20 protein-coding genes are annotated in these 18521 nt (G+C 65.2%); 9 read left to right on the top strand and 11 right to left on the bottom strand.

Going from position 1 to position 18521, the window contains the following annotated elements; translation table 11 throughout:
* Window positions 1–48: 48 nt before the first annotated feature.
* A complete protein-coding gene (locus tag V5279_RS30435; protein WP_338690879.1) occupies window positions 49–462 on the bottom strand; it encodes a flagellar assembly protein FliX in 414 nt (137 codons plus the stop codon).
* Between the two features lie 264 nt (window positions 463–726).
* Here V5279_RS30435 and V5279_RS30440 point away from each other — a divergent pair, with 264 nt between their 5' ends.
* The 4 genes from V5279_RS30440 to V5279_RS30455 all read left to right on the top strand — a co-directional run bounded on the left by V5279_RS30440 (window position 727) and on the right by V5279_RS30455 (window position 3274).
* Window positions 727–1851, top strand: a complete 1125-nt coding sequence (locus V5279_RS30440; protein WP_166305982.1) for a flagellar basal body P-ring protein FlgI — start codon at window positions 727–729, stop codon at window positions 1849–1851.
* Entirely contained in the window at window positions 1851–2207 is a 357-nt protein-coding gene (flgJ, locus tag V5279_RS30445; protein ID WP_166207321.1) for a flagellar assembly peptidoglycan hydrolase FlgJ, read from the top strand. Before V5279_RS30440 ends, flgJ begins: the two co-directional genes overlap by 1 nt.
* A 22-nt stretch (window positions 2208–2229) precedes the next feature.
* Window positions 2230–2727 carry a hypothetical protein gene (locus V5279_RS30450; RefSeq protein WP_338690880.1) on the top strand — a complete coding sequence of 166 codons (498 nt, stop codon included), beginning with the start codon at window positions 2230–2232 and terminating at the stop codon, window positions 2725–2727.
* Window positions 2728–2887: 160 nt separating this feature from the next.
* Complete coding sequence (locus tag V5279_RS30455) at window positions 2888–3274, top strand: hypothetical protein (RefSeq protein WP_166207326.1); 387 nt, start codon at window positions 2888–2890, stop codon at window positions 3272–3274.
* Window positions 3275–3292: 18 nt separating this feature from the next.
* Here the strand turns inward: V5279_RS30455 and V5279_RS30460 are convergent, their stop codons facing one another.
* From V5279_RS30460 to V5279_RS30470, 3 genes are all read right to left on the bottom strand, one after another.
* Window positions 3293–3658, bottom strand: coding sequence for a hypothetical protein (locus V5279_RS30460; RefSeq protein ID WP_029085371.1), 366 nt, complete (start codon window positions 3656–3658; stop codon window positions 3293–3295).
* A gap of 24 nt (window positions 3659–3682) precedes the next feature.
* Complete coding sequence (gene flaF, locus V5279_RS30465; protein ID WP_029085370.1) at window positions 3683–4048, bottom strand: flagellar biosynthesis regulator FlaF; 366 nt, start codon at window positions 4046–4048, stop codon at window positions 3683–3685.
* Window positions 4049–4252: 204 nt separating this feature from the next.
* Window positions 4253–5428: a flagellin gene (locus V5279_RS30470; protein ID WP_414645848.1), complete on the bottom strand. Its 1176-nt coding sequence runs from the start codon at window positions 5426–5428 to the stop codon at window positions 4253–4255.
* 363 nt (window positions 5429–5791) lie between these two features.
* On the opposite strand from V5279_RS30470, the gene flbT reads away from it, so the two are divergent.
* Window positions 5792–6223 (top strand): flagellar biosynthesis repressor FlbT, encoded by a 432-nt coding sequence (flbT, locus tag V5279_RS30475; RefSeq protein WP_166305970.1) that lies wholly within the window; start codon window positions 5792–5794, stop codon window positions 6221–6223.
* 142 nt (window positions 6224–6365) lie between these two features.
* On the opposite strand, the gene V5279_RS30480 is transcribed toward flbT, so the two are convergent.
* From V5279_RS30480 to V5279_RS30500, 5 genes are all read right to left on the bottom strand, one after another.
* Window positions 6366–8246, bottom strand: coding sequence for a flagellar protein (locus V5279_RS30480; RefSeq protein WP_338690882.1), 1881 nt, complete (start codon window positions 8244–8246; stop codon window positions 6366–6368).
* A 7-nt stretch (window positions 8247–8253) separates the two neighbouring features.
* Window positions 8254–10131 carry a flagellar hook-associated protein FlgK gene (gene flgK, locus V5279_RS30485; RefSeq protein ID WP_338690883.1) on the bottom strand — a complete coding sequence of 626 codons (1878 nt, stop codon included), beginning with the start codon at window positions 10129–10131 and terminating at the stop codon, window positions 8254–8256.
* Window positions 10132–10177: 46 nt separating this feature from the next.
* Window positions 10178–11989, bottom strand: a complete 1812-nt coding sequence (locus V5279_RS30490; protein WP_338690884.1) for a flagellar hook-basal body complex protein — start codon at window positions 11987–11989, stop codon at window positions 10178–10180.
* Window positions 11990–12281: 292 nt separating this feature from the next.
* Window positions 12282–12782, bottom strand: a complete 501-nt coding sequence (gene msrB, locus V5279_RS30495) for a peptide-methionine (R)-S-oxide reductase MsrB (protein WP_029085364.1) — start codon at window positions 12780–12782, stop codon at window positions 12282–12284.
* A gap of 76 nt (window positions 12783–12858) precedes the next feature.
* On the bottom strand, window positions 12859–14346 hold the full coding sequence (locus tag V5279_RS30500) for an FAD-binding oxidoreductase (protein WP_338690885.1): 1488 nt from the start codon (window positions 14344–14346) through the stop codon (window positions 12859–12861).
* Window positions 14347–14441: 95 nt separating this feature from the next.
* Here V5279_RS30500 and V5279_RS30505 point away from each other — a divergent pair, with 95 nt between their 5' ends.
* Together V5279_RS30505 and V5279_RS30510 are read left to right on the top strand one after the other, a co-directional pair.
* The gene (locus tag V5279_RS30505) at window positions 14442–14984 is read left to right on the top strand and encodes a SixA phosphatase family protein (protein ID WP_029085362.1); all 543 of its coding nucleotides are present in this window, start codon (window positions 14442–14444) and stop codon (window positions 14982–14984) included.
* A 157-nt stretch (window positions 14985–15141) separates the two neighbouring features.
* Window positions 15142–15567, top strand: coding sequence for a universal stress protein (locus V5279_RS30510; RefSeq protein WP_166305952.1), 426 nt, complete (start codon window positions 15142–15144; stop codon window positions 15565–15567).
* Window positions 15568–15590: 23 nt separating this feature from the next.
* Here the strand turns inward: V5279_RS30510 and V5279_RS30515 are convergent, their stop codons facing one another.
* Window positions 15591–15827 carry a DUF1127 domain-containing protein gene (locus V5279_RS30515; RefSeq protein WP_338690886.1) on the bottom strand — a complete coding sequence of 79 codons (237 nt, stop codon included), beginning with the start codon at window positions 15825–15827 and terminating at the stop codon, window positions 15591–15593.
* Between the two features lie 181 nt (window positions 15828–16008).
* Between V5279_RS30515 and V5279_RS30520 the strand changes: the two genes are divergently transcribed.
* The gene (locus tag V5279_RS30520) at window positions 16009–17352 is read left to right on the top strand and encodes a PLP-dependent aminotransferase family protein (protein WP_029085359.1); all 1344 of its coding nucleotides are present in this window, start codon (window positions 16009–16011) and stop codon (window positions 17350–17352) included.
* A gap of 21 nt (window positions 17353–17373) precedes the next feature.
* Here V5279_RS30520 and V5279_RS30525 read toward each other — a convergent pair whose 3' ends face one another.
* The gene (locus V5279_RS30525; RefSeq protein WP_414645962.1) at window positions 17374–17985 is read right to left on the bottom strand and encodes a hypothetical protein; all 612 of its coding nucleotides are present in this window, start codon (window positions 17983–17985) and stop codon (window positions 17374–17376) included.
* Between the two features lie 83 nt (window positions 17986–18068).
* Here V5279_RS30525 and V5279_RS30530 point away from each other — a divergent pair, with 83 nt between their 5' ends.
* Complete coding sequence (locus V5279_RS30530) at window positions 18069–18503, top strand: hypothetical protein (protein WP_029085357.1); 435 nt, start codon at window positions 18069–18071, stop codon at window positions 18501–18503.
* The last annotated feature ends 18 nt before the right edge of the window (window positions 18504–18521 follow it).

Below are 18521 nucleotides of genomic sequence, written 5' to 3' on the forward strand. Positions count from 1 at the left end.
GGCGTGAGGCGTCAGTTGCGGAAGACAGGTGAGTTGATCGGGAGGAGCCTAGTACTGCCCGGCCTTGGCGAGCTCGACCTCGACGCGCAGCTCGATCTCGCCGAGCACCGCATCGAGACCGGGATCGCCGGAGGATTCCTTCAGGCTCGCCGCGGCACTGCGCAGCTGGCTCACGGTGGAGGGATCGAAATTGCCGGACAGCAGTCCGAGCTTGAGCGCGTCGAGCACGTCGAGCGCCCCCTTGCCGCGGGCCACCGAGCGCTTGCGGCGTTCGGTCGGGTCTTCGACGCCCTGCAGCGCGAGCAGCGCATCGAGGCTGGCGGCGGCCTTCGGCGCCGCACTGGAGCGGACCTCCTCCTGCGCGGTCGTCGCGTCCGGCAGCGAGAAGCCGCTCGACGAGGTCCGCCGCGTGGAACTGGTCGACGTGCCAAGCGTGGTGCCGTTCGGTCCGTAGATGCGCATCGTGGTGATCCCGCAGGCCTGAATGCCGCGAGCATCGCCGTTTTATGGTTAACGGTGCGTAAACGACCCGGCAATTTCTGCCGCCACACGGCAGTTTCGCGCGCCCTGGCGAACCGGTGGCGAATGGCCATCCGACAATTTCTATAAATATATCAACACATTGCCCCGCCAAAGCGATGTGGCACGCCACTCGCATGGTTAATGGCGGATCGCCGTCATGGGAGTGTCGCGTGATCCGCGAGTTAGGTCTGAGGGGAGTTTGGGATGCCCGGCATCCGGATCGCACGTTTATTCGGGATGGCCTGCGCCGCGCTGCTGGCGCTGGCGGCGTCCGCCGGGCCTGTGGCCGCAACGTCGCGGATCAAGGATCTCGCCAATATCGAGGGCGTGCGCCAGAACCAGCTGATCGGCTACGGCCTCGTGGTCGGCCTCAACGGCACCGGCGACACGCTGAACAACATCCCCTTCACCAAGCAGTCGCTGCAGGCGATGCTCGAGCGCATGGGCGTCAACATCCGCGGCGCCACCATCCGCACCGGCAACGTCGCCGCCGTGATGGTGACCGGCAATCTGCCGGCGTTCGGCACCCAGGGCACGCGCATGGACGTCACCGTCTCCGCGCTCGGCGATGCCAAGAACCTGCAGGGCGGAACCCTGCTCGTCACCCCCCTGCTCGGCGCCGATGGCAATGTCTATGCGGTGGCACAGGGATCGGTCGCGGTCGCCGGCTTCGCGGCCGAAGGCGCCGCCGCCAGCGTCGTCCGGGGCGTGCCGACCGTCGGCCGGATCGCCAACGGCGCCATTATCGAGCGCGAGATCGAGTTCGCGCTCAATCGCCTGCCTAACGTGCGGCTCGCGCTGCGCAATGCCGACTTCACCACCGCCAAGCGGATTGCCGCCGCGGTCAACGACTATCTCGGCGTCAAGACCGCCGAGCCGATCGATCCCTCCACCGTGCAGCTTTCGATCCCACCGGAGTTCAAGGGCAACGTCGTCGCCTTCCTGACCGAGATCGAGCAGTTGCAGGTCGATCCCGACCTCGCGGCCAAGATCGTGATCGACGAGCGCTCCGGCATCATCGTGATGGGCCGCGACGTACGGGTCGCCACCGTCGCCGTGGCGCAAGGCAATCTCACCGTCTCAATCTCCGAGAGCCCGCAAGTCAGCCAGCCCAATCCACTGTCGCGCGGCCGAACCGTGGTGACACCGCGCACCAGCGTCGGCGTCAGCGAGGATGGCAAGAAATTCGCGGTCGTCAGGGACGGCGTCTCGCTGCAGCAGCTCGTCGACGGCCTCAACGGCCTCGGCATCGGGCCACGCGACCTCATCAGCATCCTGCAGGCGATCAAGGCCGCCGGCGCGATCGAAGCAGATATCGAGTTGATGTGATGGCGAGCCTGATCAACAGCACCACGGGCAGCATGCCGAACAAGGCGCTGATGCCGATGTTCAACGGCCGCCCCGATCCCGTGCTGCAGGACGCGATGAAGAAGGTCTCGCCGCAGCAGATCACTAAGGCGAAGGCGACCGCGACCGATTTCGAATCGATGTTCCTCAATTCGATGTTCTCGCAGATGACGACTGGCCTGAAAGGCGACGGCCCGTACGGCGACACGGTCGGCACCGGCGCGTGGCGGTCGATGCTGACCGACGAATATTCGAAGAACTTCGCCAAGGCCGGCGGCGTCGGCATTTCCAACGAGGTCTTCCGCTCGCTGATCCTGCAGCAGGCGAACAAGAGCTGATACGGTCCCAAGGAGAAGCGCGATGAACCAGCGTCCACCGCAGCGGCCAGCGCCCGCCCCCGCCGCGCGTCCCGCGACGTCGACGCCTCCGGACGTCGCACGGCTCGCCAACGAGCTGACGGAAGTGATGAGCGGCCTGCTCGCCGTCATCGAGCAGGAGACCGAATTCGTCCGCGCCGGCAAAATCCGGGAAGGCATGCGGCTCGAGGCGCAGAAATCCGATCTGTCGCGGCGCTACATGCTCGCGGTGGAGCATCTGAAATCGATGCAGAAGACGCTGACACAGACCGACCCCGAACTGCTCGCGACGCTGCGGCGTCATCACGAGACGTTCCGCGCCATGCTGCAGGTCAACTTGACGGTGCTTGCGACTGCGCACGCCGTCTCCGAAGGGATCGTGCGCGGCGTCAATGCCGAGGTGCAGCGCCGCAACATTCCGAACACCTATACCGCAAGCGGACAGCGCGCCACGCCGGGCCCGCGCAACATGACGCCGATCGCGGTCAGCCGCACGCTCTGACGCGCATGCTTGCAATTTAGCTCAATTCGACGCGGCCGCGGCAGCGTGGCATTCAGCGTGTTTTCTAACACCGTATTGAGAGGTTCCCCGTAGAGTTGCGGATCGTGAGGGGTTGGGATTTGACTCAAGCAAACTAGTGCCTGTGCACTACGAGGCTGCCATGAGTACAGATTTCAACATCAAGCCGGTGGGGGCACCGGTCGCGGCGCCGATGATCACTCCCGTGAGCGATGCGGCGCAGAAGGCGGTCAAGACCGAACTGCCGGCGAGCCAGAGCGTCACCGCTCCGGAGCCGAGCGTGCGCGTCACGATCGACCCCAACGCCGTCAACGCGTCGATTTCAAATCAGGCGCCGTCGGTCACCGACCAGGTCATCATCGACCGCGACGCGCGCGCCGTGGTCTACCAGGTGGTCGACAATCGCACCAACCTGGTGGTAAGGCAGTTTCCGGAAGAAGCCGTATTGCGACGCCGCGCCTATTTCCACGCGCTCGATCTCAGCAAGGATGCGCCGACGCGGGCGCGCGCGACCGACCGCCGCGCATAAGCGCAGACGAACGCCCCGTCAGGTCTGCTGGGTGGCGTAGGCCTTGTCGAGATAGGTCGATCCGGTCGCCGGGTCGGTGACGACATTGGCGATCAGCGCCGTCCCCTGCTGCACCAGCGAGAACTTGGTATCGCCGATCCGGAAGGCACCGTCCTTGATCAGCACGTCCTGATACTTGCTGGTGCCATCGCTCTGATAGTGGACCTTGGCGCGGAAGCCATCGACGTTCGACACCGAGATGTTGAACGACTTGTTGTTGGCGTATTTGCCGCTCCAGCTGCCCTCATAGAGGTTCGGATCGACGGCCACATAGGGCGTCTTCGACGGCACCGTCAGGCCGGCGGCCTTGTAGTTGGCCGACAGGATGCTCAACACGTCGGCCATGCCGAGGGCTCCGCTGCCGGTCGATCAGCCGCGGCCCGACAGGCCGGCGGCGATGTTGCAGTTGATGTCGATCAGCGACTTCAGCTTCGCCGGGTCCGGATTCATCTGGATGTCGATGGTCTGCTTCATCACGAACACGCTGATGTTGGCGATGTTCTGACGCACCTCGAGCGGCTGCGGATTGTCGTCGCCCTCTGCCGCGCTGAGGAAGATCGACCACAGCCGGCGGTTGAACAGCAACGCGTGATCGAGCGCCTTGTCGAGGCCGTTCCAATTCGCTTGGACTTCCTGCAACTGCCGGGCCGCCTTCAGGAGCGCCTGCGCCTCGATTTCACGTGGGGACGCCGTCGTCGTGGACGTACGAGCGTAGGCCTGGGCTGCATTCGACATTCAATGACCTCGATGGGATGCGGATTTCTCGAGCCGCGGAGACGCAATTCTAGCGCCCGATATTTATGCATCGGCCGCCTTTAAATATGGTTAGCAGGCGTTACGAACTGCGTCGTTCTGACGGCATAGACAGATACCGTAATATCCCGGAGACAAAAGAAAACGGCGGGGTTTCCCCCGCCGTTCCCAGACTGCTTGTCGCGCTTAGCGGAGCAGCTGCAGCACGCTCTGCTGGCTCTGGTTGGCGAGCGCCAGCGCGGAGACCGCGATCGACTGGCGGGTCGACAGCGCCTGGCTGTTGGCCGCTTCCTCATTGGTGTCGGCCAGCGTCAGATTCGACGAACCGGTCTGCAGCACGTTGATCAGGTTCTTCGAGAAGTCCTGACGGATCTGCACGATCGACAGGTTCGAGCCCAGCGTCGAGGCTTCGCTGCGCAACGAGGAGCTCGCCGTGCCCAGCGCCGTCAGCACCTTGTTCGCCGAGTTGTTGTCGAGGAAGTCGGTGCCCGCGGTCAGCGAGTTCAGGCCGAGGCCGGCGGCATTGAAGGTGACGCCGGTGATGGCCAGCGTGGACTTGCCGGTCTCGTTGAAGGTCAGCTTCAGGCTGTCGCCGTTCAACAGGTTGATGCCGTTGAACGACGCGTCCTGCGCCGTGGTCGTGATCTGCGCGATGGTGTTGTTGTACTGCGTCACCAGGGCGGCGCGCGCCGACTGCGAGGCCGAGTCGGCAACCGGAGCCGTGCCGGCGGCGCTGAGCGTCGCGGTGCCGCCGCCGGTGTTGGTGAAGGTCACCGCACCGATCGTCGAGGACGCCGCGTCATTGGTCGTGGAGATGACGAGCTTGTTGGAGCTGTCGAGCGTCGCCGTCAGGTTGCTGGCCGCCAGCGACGAGTTCAGCTGCGCGAGCGAGTTGCTGGCCCCGAAGGTGAAGGTGAAGGCGGGCTGGCCGGCCGACGCCGCGATCGACAGCACGTCGCCGCTCTTGATGGTGGTGCCGTCGACGAGGTTGGCGGAGGTGCCGCCGAGCGCCGCGGTGGAGGTGACCTGCGACCTGGTGGTGTAGCCCGTCGGGCTCTGCAGCACCTGGTTGGCGATCGACTTCGCGGTATCGACCAGCTTCTGCAGCGAGGTGATGCCGGTGTTGGCAGCCTGCAGCACCTGCACACCGTTGCCGATGCCGTCGAGCAGGTTGTTGATGTCGCTGGCACGGTTGTCGAGCGACTGCGCGGTGAAGAAGTTGGTCGGGTTGTCGAGCGCCGTATTGACCTTCTTGCCGGTGGCAAGACGGTTCTGCGTGGTGGAGAGCAGATCGGCGGTGGACTGGAGGGAGAGGAGGTTCTGACGAACGGAGGAGGAGAGAATGATATCGGACATTTTCATACCTTTCTGGTGTGAAACTGAGGAAAAGCCCGCGCCAATCCTTTCTGATCGGGCGGATGAGCCGATCCTGCGGTCAAGCCGCCAAGGAAAAAGAAATCTCCAACACGGCATTTGAGACGAATGCCGAAGAATAAAATTGTCGCTATTGGGCGAAGTTCGCTGCGAAAACTACTGAGACAATTGCCGATTCCGGACGAGCGGCGACACCCGCGCCCGCCCTTTGTTTACGAAGCATTAACCATCATGGGAAAGGATCGCTGTCGCATCGGCACCTAGCCGCATCGGCGGCTGCTAAGCAGTGCCGAACACAATTTCGTTCCGCTAGCGACGACATCGCGCGACTGCCGGCAAAGGAGAACGGTCATGGCCCTGAAGGTCGAACTGAAACCGAACGAGCGCATCATCGTCGGCAATTGCGTGATCACCAACACCGATCAGCGGGCCCGCCTCTTGATCGACGGCGACCGGATCCCGATCCTGCGCGAGAAGGATATCCTGACGCCCGAGACCGCAGACACGCCGGCGAAGCTGATCTATCTCGCCGTGCAGCTGATGTACCTGTCGCCGGACCCGATGGCGCACCACCCGACCTATTTCAGCCTGGTGCGCGACATCATCACCGCGATGCCGAGCGCCTGGCCGTTCATCGAAAGCGTCAACAATTTCATCCTCAACGGCGATCTCTATCACGCGTTGAAGGAATCCAAGAAGCTGATCGCGCATGAGGAGAAGCTGCTGGAAAGCGCGCGCAGTCAGCAAAACGCCAATCAGGACGACTCCCGCAAGAGCGCGTAGAGCATGATCAGGAAAAGTGCGAAGCGGTTTTCCGAAAAGATCATGCTCAAACAAGGAGCTAAAGCGCGATGATGATTCACAATCTCATCGCGCTTTAGCCCCCCTCACCCGAAACGAAAAAGGCCTCCGCGAGGGCGGGCGATCAGCTAATCGGCAGATATTTCAGCAGCGTGGTCTGATACAGCATCGACGTCGTTTGGTACGACGCCTGCAGGCTGGTCTGCAACGCCAGGATCTTGGTCGCGACCTCGTCCTGATTGACGCCCTCGACCGAGTCGAGCATCGTTTCCGCCATGCCCTTGAGCTGGGTCTGGCGATCGGTCGCCGCCTTGGTCGCCGTCTGGGCGCCGGCGAATTCCGCCTGCACGTCCTGGATCTGCTGCTGGCCGTTCTGCGGAGCGAGGTTCGCACTGACGCGCTGCGCCAGCGCCGTCACCTGCTGGCTCGCATTCGGATTGCTGGCATTGGTGGTGACAGCCGCATACACCGCGACGTTCTGCAGCAGATAGCGGAAGGCCTGCTCGTTGGCGCGCGCGCCATACTGCACGGTGATCGATTGATCGACCTGCGCGACGGCGGTGCCGCGCGCTGATCCCGGGCCGTTCTCGCCGGTGTACCAGTAGACGGTGCTGGCCGGCGTGCCCGCGACCAGGTTGGTCGCGGTGTCGAATGGCGGTCCGCCGACCCTGAGCGGCGCCGGAGTTGCGGTCGTATTGTTGGCGATGCCGAGCGCGCCGAGCGCTGCCGCATTGGAGCTCGAGACCGAGAGGCTCTCACCGTCGGCGCCGTGTAGCGTGATCGCACCATTGCTGATGGTCGACGGGTTCTTGGTGCCGCTGATCTGGTCGATCTTGGCCATCAGCGTCTGCACGCTGTCGGTGACGTTGACCTGGTTGCCAGTGGCACCCGAGGCAACGAAGGTGATCGGGGTGCCGTTCACCGTGATGGTGTCACCGGCCGCGAAGCTCGTGGACAGCGAGTCGGTGCCGGCCGCGCCCGAAAGCGCCGTGGCACCGCTGATCGGCGCCGGCGGCGTATTGTGGTTGTTGACGGCGGCGCCCGAGACGGTCGCGACCGGATTGAAGAAATTGTTGGACGCCGCGACCGCGGAGGCCGCGACCAGCGAGGTGTCGCTCAACGTCTTGATCGACGAGGTCAGCGTCGACTGCAGGTTGGCCGTCGTCGCCGCAGTGTCGGCGCCGATCAGGAACGAGCCCGCGGGCGGCGGGTTCGTCGTCGTCGCCGTCAGCTCGATCGCATCGGTGGTGCCGTCGGGCAGCGTGAAGTTGAACTTGATCTTGTCGCCATCCTTCGGATTGACGGCGCCGAGATCGACCGAGGTCGCCTTCGGCGTGCCGGTCGGCTGCGTCACGGTGGCGCCGGTCAATGACAACTGCACCGACAGGAGCTTGAGGCCAAACGGCGAGCCGTCCTCGGCGACGCTTGTCACCGTCGTGGTCGCCGGGGGCGACGAGACGCTCAGCCGTCCCATCAGGTTGACGCCCTGATCGGCCTGCTTGCGCTCATTGATGAGCTGGGTGAGCCCGGCCTGGGTCGCCGTGCCCTTCAGCATGGTGTCGGCGGACACCGTGGCCGGCGTATCCATCGCGCGGCCCGAGAACAGATAGCGGTCGCCGGACTGGCTGTTCAGCATCGCGACCGCATTGGCGAAGGCCGCCTGCGCCGTGATCTGTCCCGAGGTCTGGCCGCTGTCGTTGAGGGTCAGCGTCGCCGTCGTCGCGGAGTTCTTCACCTGGGTGCCGACGTCGGACAACCCCTGCAAGGTGAGGTTGGCGACACTCAGGCGCGTGTTGAGGTTGGTGGCCGTATCAGAGAACGCATTGATGCCGCTGATCTGCGCGCGCAGGCTGAGCGCAAAGCCGCGATCGAGCCCCTGCCCCGCATAGGTCGTCGAGACCTTGCCGGTCGCAAGCTGCGTCGTCAGGTCATTGAGCTGATTGCGCAGGTTGAGGATCGTGGTGCCGATATAGGAAGTTCTGCCGCTTACGCCGTCGATCGACATGTTACCCTCACGTGAGCTGCAGCAGCGCGTCGTACATCTGCTTGATCGACGACATCACGCGCGCATTGGCGGAATAGGCGTTCTGCAGCGAAAGCAGATGCGCCATCTCCTCGTCCATGTTGACGCCGGAGGTCGAGTCCATCTTGGTCTGCAGCGTGTTCAGCACGACGTCCTGACCGTCGGCCAGTTGCTTGGCGGCGGTCGCCGACTCGCCCTGCTGGCTGATGAACTGCTTGGCAAAGTTCAGCAGCGTGCCGGTGAACGGCGCGCCCGTGGTGCCAAGGCCGGTTTGCGGCGAATAGCTGTACGAGGCGTTCGACAGCTGGTTCAGGATGAGGTTGGCGCGCGTGGTGTCGCCGGCCGGGGTCTGCGGATTGGTCGAATAGATGACCATGCGCGAGGGATCGCCGACCAGCGCGGTGTTGACGCTGATCCGCGCGGCAAGGCCGGTGGTCTGCGAGCCGTTCGCTGTGATCGCGCCGGTGTAGAGCCCGCCATTGTCGGTGAACAGCGGAAGCTGCGGATCGCCCGATGTCAGCGACGAGACGGTTGACGTGACCGACGCCGCGGTCACATCGGCCTTGTTGGCGGCGCCGTCGTCGAGTACGCGCAGCGTCGATCCGGACGGATTGGAGAACTGCAGGCCGGTTCCGCCGAGCGCCCCGTTGAGCTGCGACAGCACCGAGCTCATGCCGCCGGAGAAATCCACTCCCAGCACCTCGTCGTTCGGATCGACGGTCGCAGTATTGCTCAGCGGCAATACGCTCGGATCGTTGACGCGGATGATCGACAGATTGTGCGTCAGGCCGGTGGTGTTGTCCTTGTAGGAGACGTGGATGGTATTGCCGCTCTGCAGTCCCGAGAGGTCGAGGTCGAAGCCGGACTGCGCCCCCGCCGTCGCGGCAGTGCCCGCGGTCGTCTTGTCCGACAGCGCGCTCGACATCGCGGCGGCGAACTGGTCGATCTGCGTCTGGGCCTGCGCCAGCGTGTTGTCGCGCAACTCGAGATAGGCGGCGATCTTGCCGGAGCGGATCGAGTTGGTCGACACCATGTCGTAGGTGCCGCCATGCGGGAATGTGATGGTGATGGTGCCGACGGTGCTCTTGGTCGGGTCGGTATTGTACAGCGTGTTGGGCGTCATCGTGCCCTGGGCGTTGAAGCTGAGCGCCGCCGCCTCGGTGCCGACCAGCTGCACGCCGGAATTGGTAAACACAGTCACCTGATTCTGGCTGTTGGTGACGGTACGGATGTCCATCAGCTGCGAAAGCTGCGTGACGTAGCGATCGCGCTGATCGAGCAAGGCCGCGGTCGACGCGTCGGCCGTGCCGCCATTGGCCTGCAGCTGGACATTGAGACGCGCGATCTGCTGCAACGCATTGTTGGCGGTGTTGATGGAGTCGCTGATGCCGGCCTCGGCGTTGGCGCGCAGCGTCTGGATGCCCTGCGAGGTCGCGTTGAGCTGCTGCGCCATCGATTGCGCGGCATTGACGACGCCGATGCGTGCCGACTGCGATTCCGGGCTGGTCGACAAGCCCTGGACCGCAGTCAGGAACTTGTTGTAGGCGTCCTCGATCGTGCCGGTGGAGTCGGGATTACCGTACACGCCCTGCAGATTGGAAAGGAAGTCCGAGCGGACGTCGGCGTAGGCGGCTCCCGAGGTCTCGGTGCGAAGCTGGGTCTGCAGGAATTCGTCGAGCTGGCGGTTGACGCCGGTGATGAGGACGCTCGATCCGTACTGGCCGGTGGTGCCAGTGACCTGGTTGAGCGTCTTCCTGACGTAGCCGGGCGTCTCCGCGTTGGCGACGTTCGACGACACGAGCGAGAGCGAGGCCTGCGTGGCGCGCAGGCCCGACATCGCGGTGGAAAGGGCTTGGCCCAAACCCATGATCTGTACTCGCCTTTACTGCTTCACTCGTGCATCGTCGATGCGATCAGCGCACCACGTTCAGGAGATCCTGCACCATCGAATTGGTTGTCGTGATGACCTTGGTGTTTGCCGAATAGGCCTGCTGGGTCACGATCAGCTTGGTGAACTCGTCGGCAATATCGGTGTTCGAGCTTTCGAGCGACGAACCGACGATGGTGCTGCCGCCCTTGCCGAACAGCGCGCCACCGGACTCGTCGGTCGCCTCGAACGCACCGCCGTCGATGCGCTTGAGGAAGTTGGTGCCGTTGAAGGTCGCCACCGATATCTCGGCGAGGTCGATGTTGCGGCCGTTGGTGTAGTTGCCGACGATGCGGCCGTTAGTGGAAACGCTGACCGACTGCAACTGGCCGGCGGGAAAGCCGTCCTGCTGGATCTGGTTGACCTGGACGTTGCCGTTGGCATCCGCGAACTGGGTCACGCCGCCGGAGCCGAAATTGATCGCGGGGTTGCCGAGCGATACGCCGTTGACGACCGCATTGTTGAGCGTCACCGAGGAGATCGCCGGCGACATCTGGCCGTTCGAGGCGAAGGTGAAGTTGATGTTGGCGTTCTGCCAGGAGACCTGCGTGCCGGTCGCATTGGGATTGACCTGATAGAACAGGTTCCAGGTATCGGTATGCCCGGAGCCCAGCGAGGAGCTGTCGGTCTTGGCCCAGCGGAATTGCAGGTTCACCGGCGCACCCGAGACGTCGTAGGCCGTGACCGCGCCGCCCGAGACGGATTCGTTCAGGAAGGTCGAGTTGTCGTTGCCGACGACCTGGCCGGTGCCGACCGTTCCGCCACCGCCGCGGTTCGCAACCGCTGAGCCGGTGAAGCCGAGCGCCGCGAAGGCTGCGGTGTTCGAGCTCGTTACGTTGAGGTCGGCCGCGGTGCCGGAGTGCATCGTGATCGAACCGTTGCTGGCGATCGTCGACGAGATCCCGGAGGCAGTGATGGTGTCGATCTTGTTGAGCAGCGTCCCGATCGTGTCGGTGATATTGAGCTGGTTGCCGGTGGCGCCCGAGGCGACAAAGGTCAGGACGGTGCCGTTGACCGTGATGGTGTCGCCCGCCACGAAATTGGAGGCGATCGAGTTGCTGGGCGCGGTACCGTTCAGCGTGGTGGCGAGCGTATTGGCGACCGACGGGGTCGCCTTGTTGTTTTGTGCGGTGCCAGTGACGGAGGAGTCGGTCGGGGGCGCGGCCGGCGTACCGATCACCAGCGGGTTGTGACCGGCACTGAACGCGCCCGGCCGCAGCAACTCGGAGCCGGGAACCGAGGTGTCGTGCGCGGTGGTCAGGGGGTAGGACGCAAGGTTGGCGCGATAGTCGATCTTGGTGGTCTGCTGCGCCGGCAGGAAGTCGTTCTTGAATTGCAGCACTTGCGGCGAGCTGCCCGCGGGGTTGCCCGTGGTCGGGTCGATCGGCACGCCCTCGAGATAATAGCCGGCGCCGTTGACCAGATAGCCGTCCTTGTTGAGCTGGAAATCGCCGCGGCGGGTGTAGCGGTCGACGCCGTCGAACACCGGCGCACCGTCTGTGAAGCTGCCGGGCTTTTGCACCGCAAAGAAGCCGTTGCCGTTGATCGCCATGAAGGTCGCGACCGATGCCGACTGCACGTCGCCCTGCACCGAGTTGGTCGAGCGGGACTGCGCGGTGACGCCGCCGGCGAGTTGCGCAGTCAGCGCGGTCTGCGGGACGAGGTCGAGGAACGAGGTATCGATGCGCTTGAAGGCCGTGGTCTGCGAGTTGGCGATGTTGCCGGAGATGTTTTCGAGCGCGTACGACCCTGCGCGCAAGCCACCGACCGCCGTCGTAAGAGCGCCGAAGATACCCATGACATGTTCTCCAATTCGATTCCCGGCGGCTGGCAATCACAAGAGTGGCCGCATCGGCCGAGCATGTCGCAAGGGTCGTGCCAGGAAACGAATCGTAACAAAATCATGCGCTTGAAAAAAAAGCCCCGGCCGTTTAACCGGGGCACAATTGCCGGGCAGGCAACAATTGCCGGGACGGAGCGCCGTTCCGACCGCGCTCTTTCATTCCTATTTTGACGCGTTTTCTTGACGCGAACCGGCACCCATCCCGCATCAAGTGCGGGACAGGCTTCGCTCGAAAACGCGATGGCCGTCAGGTCGCCGACGGCGCCGCCGGATGAAACACCAGCGCAAAACCGTCCATGCAGTAGCGCAGCCCGGTCGGCTTCGGGCCGTCGTCGAAGACGTGGCCGAGATGGCCGCCGCAGCGACGGCAATGCACCTCGGTGCGCGCCATCCCGAAGGTGCGGTCGGTCGTGGTGCCGACCGCATTCTCCAGCGGCTTCCAGAAGCTCGGCCAGCCGGTGCCGCTCTCATATTTGGTCTCGGACGAGAACAGCGGCAGGTCGCAGCCGGCGCAGGCGAAGGTGCCCTTGCGGTGCTCCTTGAGCAGCGGGCTCGATCCCGGCCGCTCGGTGCCTTCCTTGCGCAGGATCTCGTATTGCTGCGGCGTCAGCTGTGCACGCCATTCGGCGTCGGTCTTCTCGATCTCGAATTTCTCGGCGGCCTGCGCCGGCGAGGCGCGCAGCCAGCGGAAGGCGGCAAGGCCGAACAGGCCGGCGACGGAAGCAAGCAGGATACGGCGATCGATCATCAATCAGCTCCGTTTGCGGAGGGCCCAGGGTACGTGCCCACGGTTCGTTACCAGGTACGAACACCGCCCTCCGACGTTACATCCGCCCGTCGGAGATCTGCTCACTTTCTTGCGAGGCGGGAGGATGCGGCTCCTCGGCCGGCAGGGTTGCCGGTGGCGGCATTGGCCGCGCCACGGGCACCGGCGGACGGCGCGGCGCCGGCCCCCTGGTTCCCGCCTTGAAATTGGCCTCGGCCAGCCGCGCCTCGCGGAGGCGTTCCTTCGCACGTGCACCCTCGCGGTAGCGCGCTAGGACGCCCGCGGCGGACGAGGCTCCCCTCGCCCACAGGCCGATGAAATGACCGGCAACCCGGCCGGTGGTGCCGCCGGCCCAGACCAGCTCGAACGGCGAAAATAGCCGCCAGCGGTCGTCGCCCCACAGGATGCTGCGCGCAATCAACTGTCCGGCCAGCGCCGAGGTATTGAGCCCCTGCCGGCCAAAGCCGCTCGCCACCCACAGGCCTCTTCGCAACTGGCCGATCTGCGGCATGCCATGCACGGTGACGCCGACCGCGCCGCCGAACATCTCGGCGATCGGAACCTTGCCGAGCTGTGGAAACACCGTGGCGATGCGGCGCTGCACCGCCGCGCCCAAGCGCCGCGGCCGTGCGTTCCAGGTGGTTTCAGGACTGGCCCACAACAGACGATCGCCATCGACGATGCGGAAATGGTCGATGCCGTCGCTGTCGGCGACCGAGCCGGAAAACGCGATCGTCTCCGAAAGCCGTTCCCCGAGCGGCTCGGTCAGCGCCGCGTAGCGCCACACCGGCAGCAGTGTATCGGACAAGCGCTTCAGCGGCGCACCGAGATGGATATTGCCGGCGAGGACAATATGGTTGGCGCGCAGCCGCGCCGTCGGCGTCACGATGCGTTTGCGGATGCCGGAAAAATCGATGCTGACGACCGGCGTCTCCTCGAAGATCCGCACCCCCGCCCGGGTCGCCAGCGCGGCGAGGCCGTGCACATATTTGCGACCATCGATCTGGAACGCCTTCGGATAATAGATGCCGTGGAAATAGCGGCCGGTCTTCAGCACGCTGCGCACGCGGTCGACCTGCCAGCCTTCGACCTCGGTCGCAAAACCCACACCCAGCGTCTGCAGCCGGCTGATCAGCGCCTCGCCGACATCGACATTGGAAACCTCGAGCGCGCCATCGCTCGGGTTGATGCCCGGGATCAGATCCTCGGTTGCGGTGGCGCGGACATAGTCGGCGCCCTCTTTCGACAGCGCCCACAATTCGCGGGCATCGTCGAGGCCGACACGCTCGATCACATCTGATATCGGCAGGCCGAAGCCCGGCATCACGGTGCCGAGATGGTGGCCGGAGGCGTTCCAGCCGACCTGGCGGCCCTCGAGCACGGCAACGCTCGCGCCAAGCCGCGCCGCCTCGCGCGCCACCGTCAGGCCGGCCAGCCCCGCTCCGACCACGCAAATGTCGACGTCGAGGTCGAATGCCAGGCGGTCGCGGAACGGCGATGCCGTCTCGTCCGGGCCGTCCGCCGCACTTGTGGAAGTCTCGCTCATGGCGTTTCTTACGAACCGCTGTGGCGCTTGTCACCTTGTCCGGGGCATGAGCCTGTAGAATTAATGCGACCAGACCGAATCGAGAATGGAAGTCCATGCGCCGTTTGCTGCTGCTGCGTCACGCCAAGACCGAAACCGACGCGCCTTCGGGGCAGGACCAGGACCGCCGTCTCGACGAGCGCGGCCACCGCGATGCGGCGGAGATCGGCGGCTGGATCGCCCGCCATCCACCCCTGCCCAACCTGGCGCTGGTGTCGCCGGCGGTCCGCACCACGCAGACCTGGGAGATCGTGCGCGAGGCGCTGAAGGGTGTTGGAGCTGCGCCGAAGGTCGAATTCGTGCCGGACCTCTACGGCGCCGATCCGGCGCAGCTACTGACCGCGATCCGGATGGCATCGGTCACCGATCCGAAGCGGCTGATGCTGATCGGCCATAATCCCGGCATGCACGAACTCGCGCTGACGCTGACCGGCAGCGGCGACGAGGCCGCGAAGCGCGCGCTCAGCGACAATCTGCCGACCTCGGGGCTCGCCGTCTTCGACTTCGCGACCGACGACTGGAACGACGTCTCGTTCCGACGCGGCAAGCTCGTCCTGTTCGTCAGCCCTAAACTGTTGAAGCAGGCCTCGCGCGGCTGACGCAAGCGGACAGCGCCGCTCCGCCATGCTATATTGATGTCGGCGCGACAGGGGGACCGGTTCGCGGCGACACTACAAGCTATTTCAACAAAAAGAAGGCGCGCGTCCCGGCACAGGGACCAAACGGCTCCAGACCAATCGCGGACAGGAGGCGCAAATGTACAAGTCCATTCTCGTGCCGATCGACCTCTCCGATACCGATCTGGCGAAGCCAGCGATCGCAACCGCTGCGACGCTGTCGCAGACATGGAACGGCTCGGTGCGCCTGCTCAACGTGCTGCCGATGACGCCGGTGATGCTCGCCGAATATGTGCCGGCGGATTTCGACAGCCAGCAGCGCGAAACGTCGGAAGAGGCGCTCGCGATCGTGGCGCGCGAATCCGGCATTGCGCCCGAGCGCATCTCGGGCGTGGTCCGCCAGGGCGGCATCTATCACGAGATCCTCGAGGAGGCCGCGATCATGAAGGCCGACCTGATCGTGATGACCTCGCACCGCCCGGCGATGCGCACCTACTTCCTCGGCTCAAACGCCGGCCACGTGGTGCGCTACGCCAAATGCTCGGTGCTGGTGGTGCGGCATTAGTCCAACGCCGCACCACTGACGCCTCAACGGATCCGCACCAGCTCAAGGTTGAGATCGCCGGTGACGGCGGGCTCGATCTGGCAGCGCGAGATTCCGATATCGCGCAGCGTCCGGTCATCGAGCTGGCGCAGCGTCTTGATCGCCTCGCGGCGCACCCAATGGGTCGCGAGTGCATCGCCCCACACTCGGAGCAATCGGAGCAATCCGCCCAACATGCTGGGCCGCGCGGGCGCCACGGCGGTTGAGGATAGCGTCGTCATTGTCATCTCCTTCGATGCCCCTACGGCAAGGCTATGCCGTTGACGCAAGTGCCATTTTGGCACCTGCACCGTCGTCACCTCGGATTGCTTGCGCGCTCCTCGGTACAATCAGGGGCTTGTTCCCTCTTAAATGATCCGGTACATTGCTCGGAGCAAGTAAAACATTGCTCTCGGTGCAATAATGTCGCGATTCGAGTACCTGAAACTGGCGGATACGGTGGCCGCCGAGATCGCCAGCGGCGCGCTCAAGGCGGGCGACCGCCTGCCGCCGCAGCGCCATTTCGCCTATGACCGCAACATCGCCGTCTCGACCGCGAGCCGGGTCTACACCGAGCTGTTGCGGCGCGGGCTGGTGGTCGGCGAAGTCGGCCGCGGCACCTTCGTGTCCGGCGAGGCGCGCCGGGGCATCGCGGCTCCGACTGAGCCGCGTGGCGCCCGCATCGACCTCGAATTCAACTATCCGCTGCTGCCGCATCAGGCGACGATGATCGCCAAGAGCCTCGAGGGGCTCGAACGCCCCGAGGTGCTCGAGGGCGCACTGCGGCCGGCGACCAGCTTCGGCACACGGGCGGCGCGGACCATTTCCGCGGAATTCCTCGCGCGCAAGAGCTGGGCGCCGAATCCCGACCAGATCGTGTTCACCGCCAACGGCCGGCAATGCATCGCCGCCGCGCTCGCCGCCGTGGTGCCGCCCGGCGGACGCTGCGGCGTCGAGGCGCTGACCTATCCGTTCGTGAAGGGCATCGCCGCACGGCTCGGCATCGCGCTGGTGCCGCTCGCGATGGACGAGCATGGCGTGCGCCCGGACGCGGTGCAGAAGGCGCACCGCGAGGCGCATCTGTCCGCGCTCTACATCCAGCCCACGATCCAGAACCCGCTCAGCATCACGATGCCGGCCGAGCGCCGGGCCGAGCTGCTGCGCGTGACGGAGAAGCTCGGCCTCGTCGTCATCGAGGACGGCGTCTACGGTTTCCTCGACGACCAGGTGCCGCTGGCCGCGCTCGCGCCCGACAGCTGCATCCTGCTCGACAGCCTCTCGAAGAAGGTGGCGCCGGGCCTCGCGCTCGGCTTCATCGTCTCGCCGCCGCGGCTGCGCGAGAGCATCATGGCCGCGGTGCGCTCCGGCGGCTGGACGGCGTCGGGCTACGCCTTCGCCGCGGGGCAGCGGCTGATGGCCGACGGCACCGCCGCCGAATTGTCACGGCTGAAGCGGATCGACGCCGGCCGCCGCCAGCAGCTGGCAGCGAAATATCTGGCCGACTTCGAGATCCAGACCAACCCAAAATCCTATCACCTTTGGCTGACCCTGCCGCCGCATTGGCGCTCGCAGACGCTGGTCGCCGCCGCGGCGCGCCGCGACATCGCGCTGACGCCGTCGACGACCTTCGCCGCCACGCCGGGACACGCGCCCAATGCGGTACGGCTCGCGCTCGCCGCACCGCCGCTGGAGCAGCTCGAGCTCGGCCTGCGGACACTGGCAGGAATGCTCGGCGCGACCGAAGAGGATTTTGATTCGACGGAGTGAACGCGACGATGTCGCGGTTCATCACGCTTGATTGCGGGGTCGCTTCGGCAGCAGCGCATCGGGCAATCGATCGAAGCTGTAGCGCCGCGGCCGGTTGCGCGTGATGAAGCCGCCGACCTGCCAGGCGAACAGCGCGGCAAAGCCGACCAGGAACAGCGCCCCCATCCAGTTCGATGTCAGCAGCGCCATCAGCAGCAATCCGATCATTGCGACCGCAAGGCATGCCAGCAGCGCCAGGGCGGCGGTGTAGGTCTTCGGCCCGAGACCTCCGACCAGCCGGGCGGTGCTGCCCGCGGCCTGCATCCGGCGATGCAGCTCGACGATGAAGGCGCGATACAGATCTCCCTGCGGTGCGACCAGCGTCGCGGTCTGCCAGGTGGTCGAGAGGACCGCGATCCGCCCGCCGCGGGCATTGTCGATGTCGGCGCGAAATCGCTGCTGCTGCATCGAGACCGGGCGATACGACAGTTTCACGGCGGAGATGTCGGCGTAATCCCACACGCCAGACCTGCCGGCGATCCGCCACGCCAGCCCGTCCTCGGTCAGCTCGAACTGGTGCGCCGAGCCGACCAACGAGGCCTTGTAGGCATAGCGCACGGCTGAGCCCTCGCCTGCCTCCGACCGATCCTGCAACGTTGTTGGCAATCCGCCGTTCCACCCGTTCAAGCCCGTTCGCGCGCTTGCGCGGAGCGTCATGCCTATCCTACAAGCGAGCCATGCCCGAGACGACCTATTTTCCGCGTTACCTCATCCTCGGCGGCGCGATGATTTCAGGCGTGCTGCTGGCGCTTGCCGTGCATATGCTCGGCGCGCGCTACGGGCTCGATCTCGGCGGCCTGTGGCGCTCCGATACCCACGAGTTCATGCCGGCAGGTGCTGCGATTGCGTGGTGGTTGATCGCGAGCGTCGGGTTTTCGGGGGGCTACTTCACCGCCAACCTGATGCACAGCGCGGTGGCCGGCCAGATTCCGCAGCGGATGCGGCAGTTCCTGATCGTCGTCGGCGTGCTGATGCTGGCGGGCGCCGGCCAGGCCGCGGCGGCGCCGAGCACGGTCTCGACCATCTCCGCCGTGCTGGCCGGCCTCGCCGCGCTGTGCCTCGGCGCCGTAATGGCGTTTTGCGGCGCCTATTTTGCCCTGCGCAAGAGCTAAGCGTCCTCGCCGTCGTTG

Origin of the sequence: Bradyrhizobium sp. 26S5, from assembly GCF_036923295.1 — a bacterium.
Lineage (GTDB): Bacteria > Pseudomonadota > Alphaproteobacteria > Rhizobiales > Xanthobacteraceae > Bradyrhizobium > Bradyrhizobium septentrionale.

What these genes read in the sequence shown, in the direction of transcription:
- flaF (WP_029085370.1), bottom strand. Translation starts at nt 4,048, where the DNA reads ATGTCGAATGCAGCCCAGGCCTACGCTCGTACGTCCACGACGACGGCG.
- V5279_RS30500 (WP_338690885.1), bottom strand. Translation starts at nt 14,346, where the DNA reads ATGAGCGAGACTTCCACAAGTGCGGCGGACGGCCCGGACGAGACGGCA.
- msrB (WP_029085364.1), bottom strand. Translation starts at nt 12,782, where the DNA reads ATGATCGATCGCCGTATCCTGCTTGCTTCCGTCGCCGGCCTGTTCGGC.
- V5279_RS30470 (WP_414645848.1), bottom strand. Translation starts at nt 5,428, where the DNA reads ATGAAAATGTCCGATATCATTCTCTCCTCCTCCGTTCGTCAGAACCTC.
- V5279_RS30490 (WP_338690884.1), bottom strand. Translation starts at nt 11,989, where the DNA reads ATGGGTATCTTCGGCGCTCTTACGACGGCGGTCGGTGGCTTGCGCGCA.
- flbT (WP_166305970.1), top strand. Translation starts at nt 5,792, where the DNA reads ATGGCCCTGAAGGTCGAACTGAAACCGAACGAGCGCATCATCGTCGGC.
- flgJ (WP_166207321.1), top strand. Translation starts at nt 1,851, where the DNA reads ATGGCGAGCCTGATCAACAGCACCACGGGCAGCATGCCGAACAAGGCG.
- V5279_RS30455 (WP_166207326.1), top strand. Translation starts at nt 2,888, where the DNA reads ATGAGTACAGATTTCAACATCAAGCCGGTGGGGGCACCGGTCGCGGCG.
- V5279_RS30515 (WP_338690886.1), bottom strand. Translation starts at nt 15,827, where the DNA reads ATGACGACGCTATCCTCAACCGCCGTGGCGCCCGCGCGGCCCAGCATG.
- V5279_RS30530 (WP_029085357.1), top strand. Translation starts at nt 18,069, where the DNA reads ATGCCCGAGACGACCTATTTTCCGCGTTACCTCATCCTCGGCGGCGCG.
- V5279_RS30435 (WP_338690879.1), bottom strand. Translation starts at nt 462, where the DNA reads ATGCGCATCTACGGACCGAACGGCACCACGCTTGGCACGTCGACCAGT.
- V5279_RS30520 (WP_029085359.1), top strand. Translation starts at nt 16,009, where the DNA reads ATGTCGCGATTCGAGTACCTGAAACTGGCGGATACGGTGGCCGCCGAG.
- V5279_RS30440 (WP_166305982.1), top strand. Translation starts at nt 727, where the DNA reads ATGCCCGGCATCCGGATCGCACGTTTATTCGGGATGGCCTGCGCCGCG.
- flgK (WP_338690883.1), bottom strand. Translation starts at nt 10,131, where the DNA reads ATGGGTTTGGGCCAAGCCCTTTCCACCGCGATGTCGGGCCTGCGCGCC.
- V5279_RS30510 (WP_166305952.1), top strand. Translation starts at nt 15,142, where the DNA reads ATGTACAAGTCCATTCTCGTGCCGATCGACCTCTCCGATACCGATCTG.
- V5279_RS30505 (WP_029085362.1), top strand. Translation starts at nt 14,442, where the DNA reads ATGCGCCGTTTGCTGCTGCTGCGTCACGCCAAGACCGAAACCGACGCG.
- V5279_RS30460 (WP_029085371.1), bottom strand. Translation starts at nt 3,658, where the DNA reads ATGGCCGACGTGTTGAGCATCCTGTCGGCCAACTACAAGGCCGCCGGC.
- V5279_RS30480 (WP_338690882.1), bottom strand. Translation starts at nt 8,246, where the DNA reads ATGTCGATCGACGGCGTAAGCGGCAGAACTTCCTATATCGGCACCACG.
- V5279_RS30450 (WP_338690880.1), top strand. Translation starts at nt 2,230, where the DNA reads ATGAACCAGCGTCCACCGCAGCGGCCAGCGCCCGCCCCCGCCGCGCGT.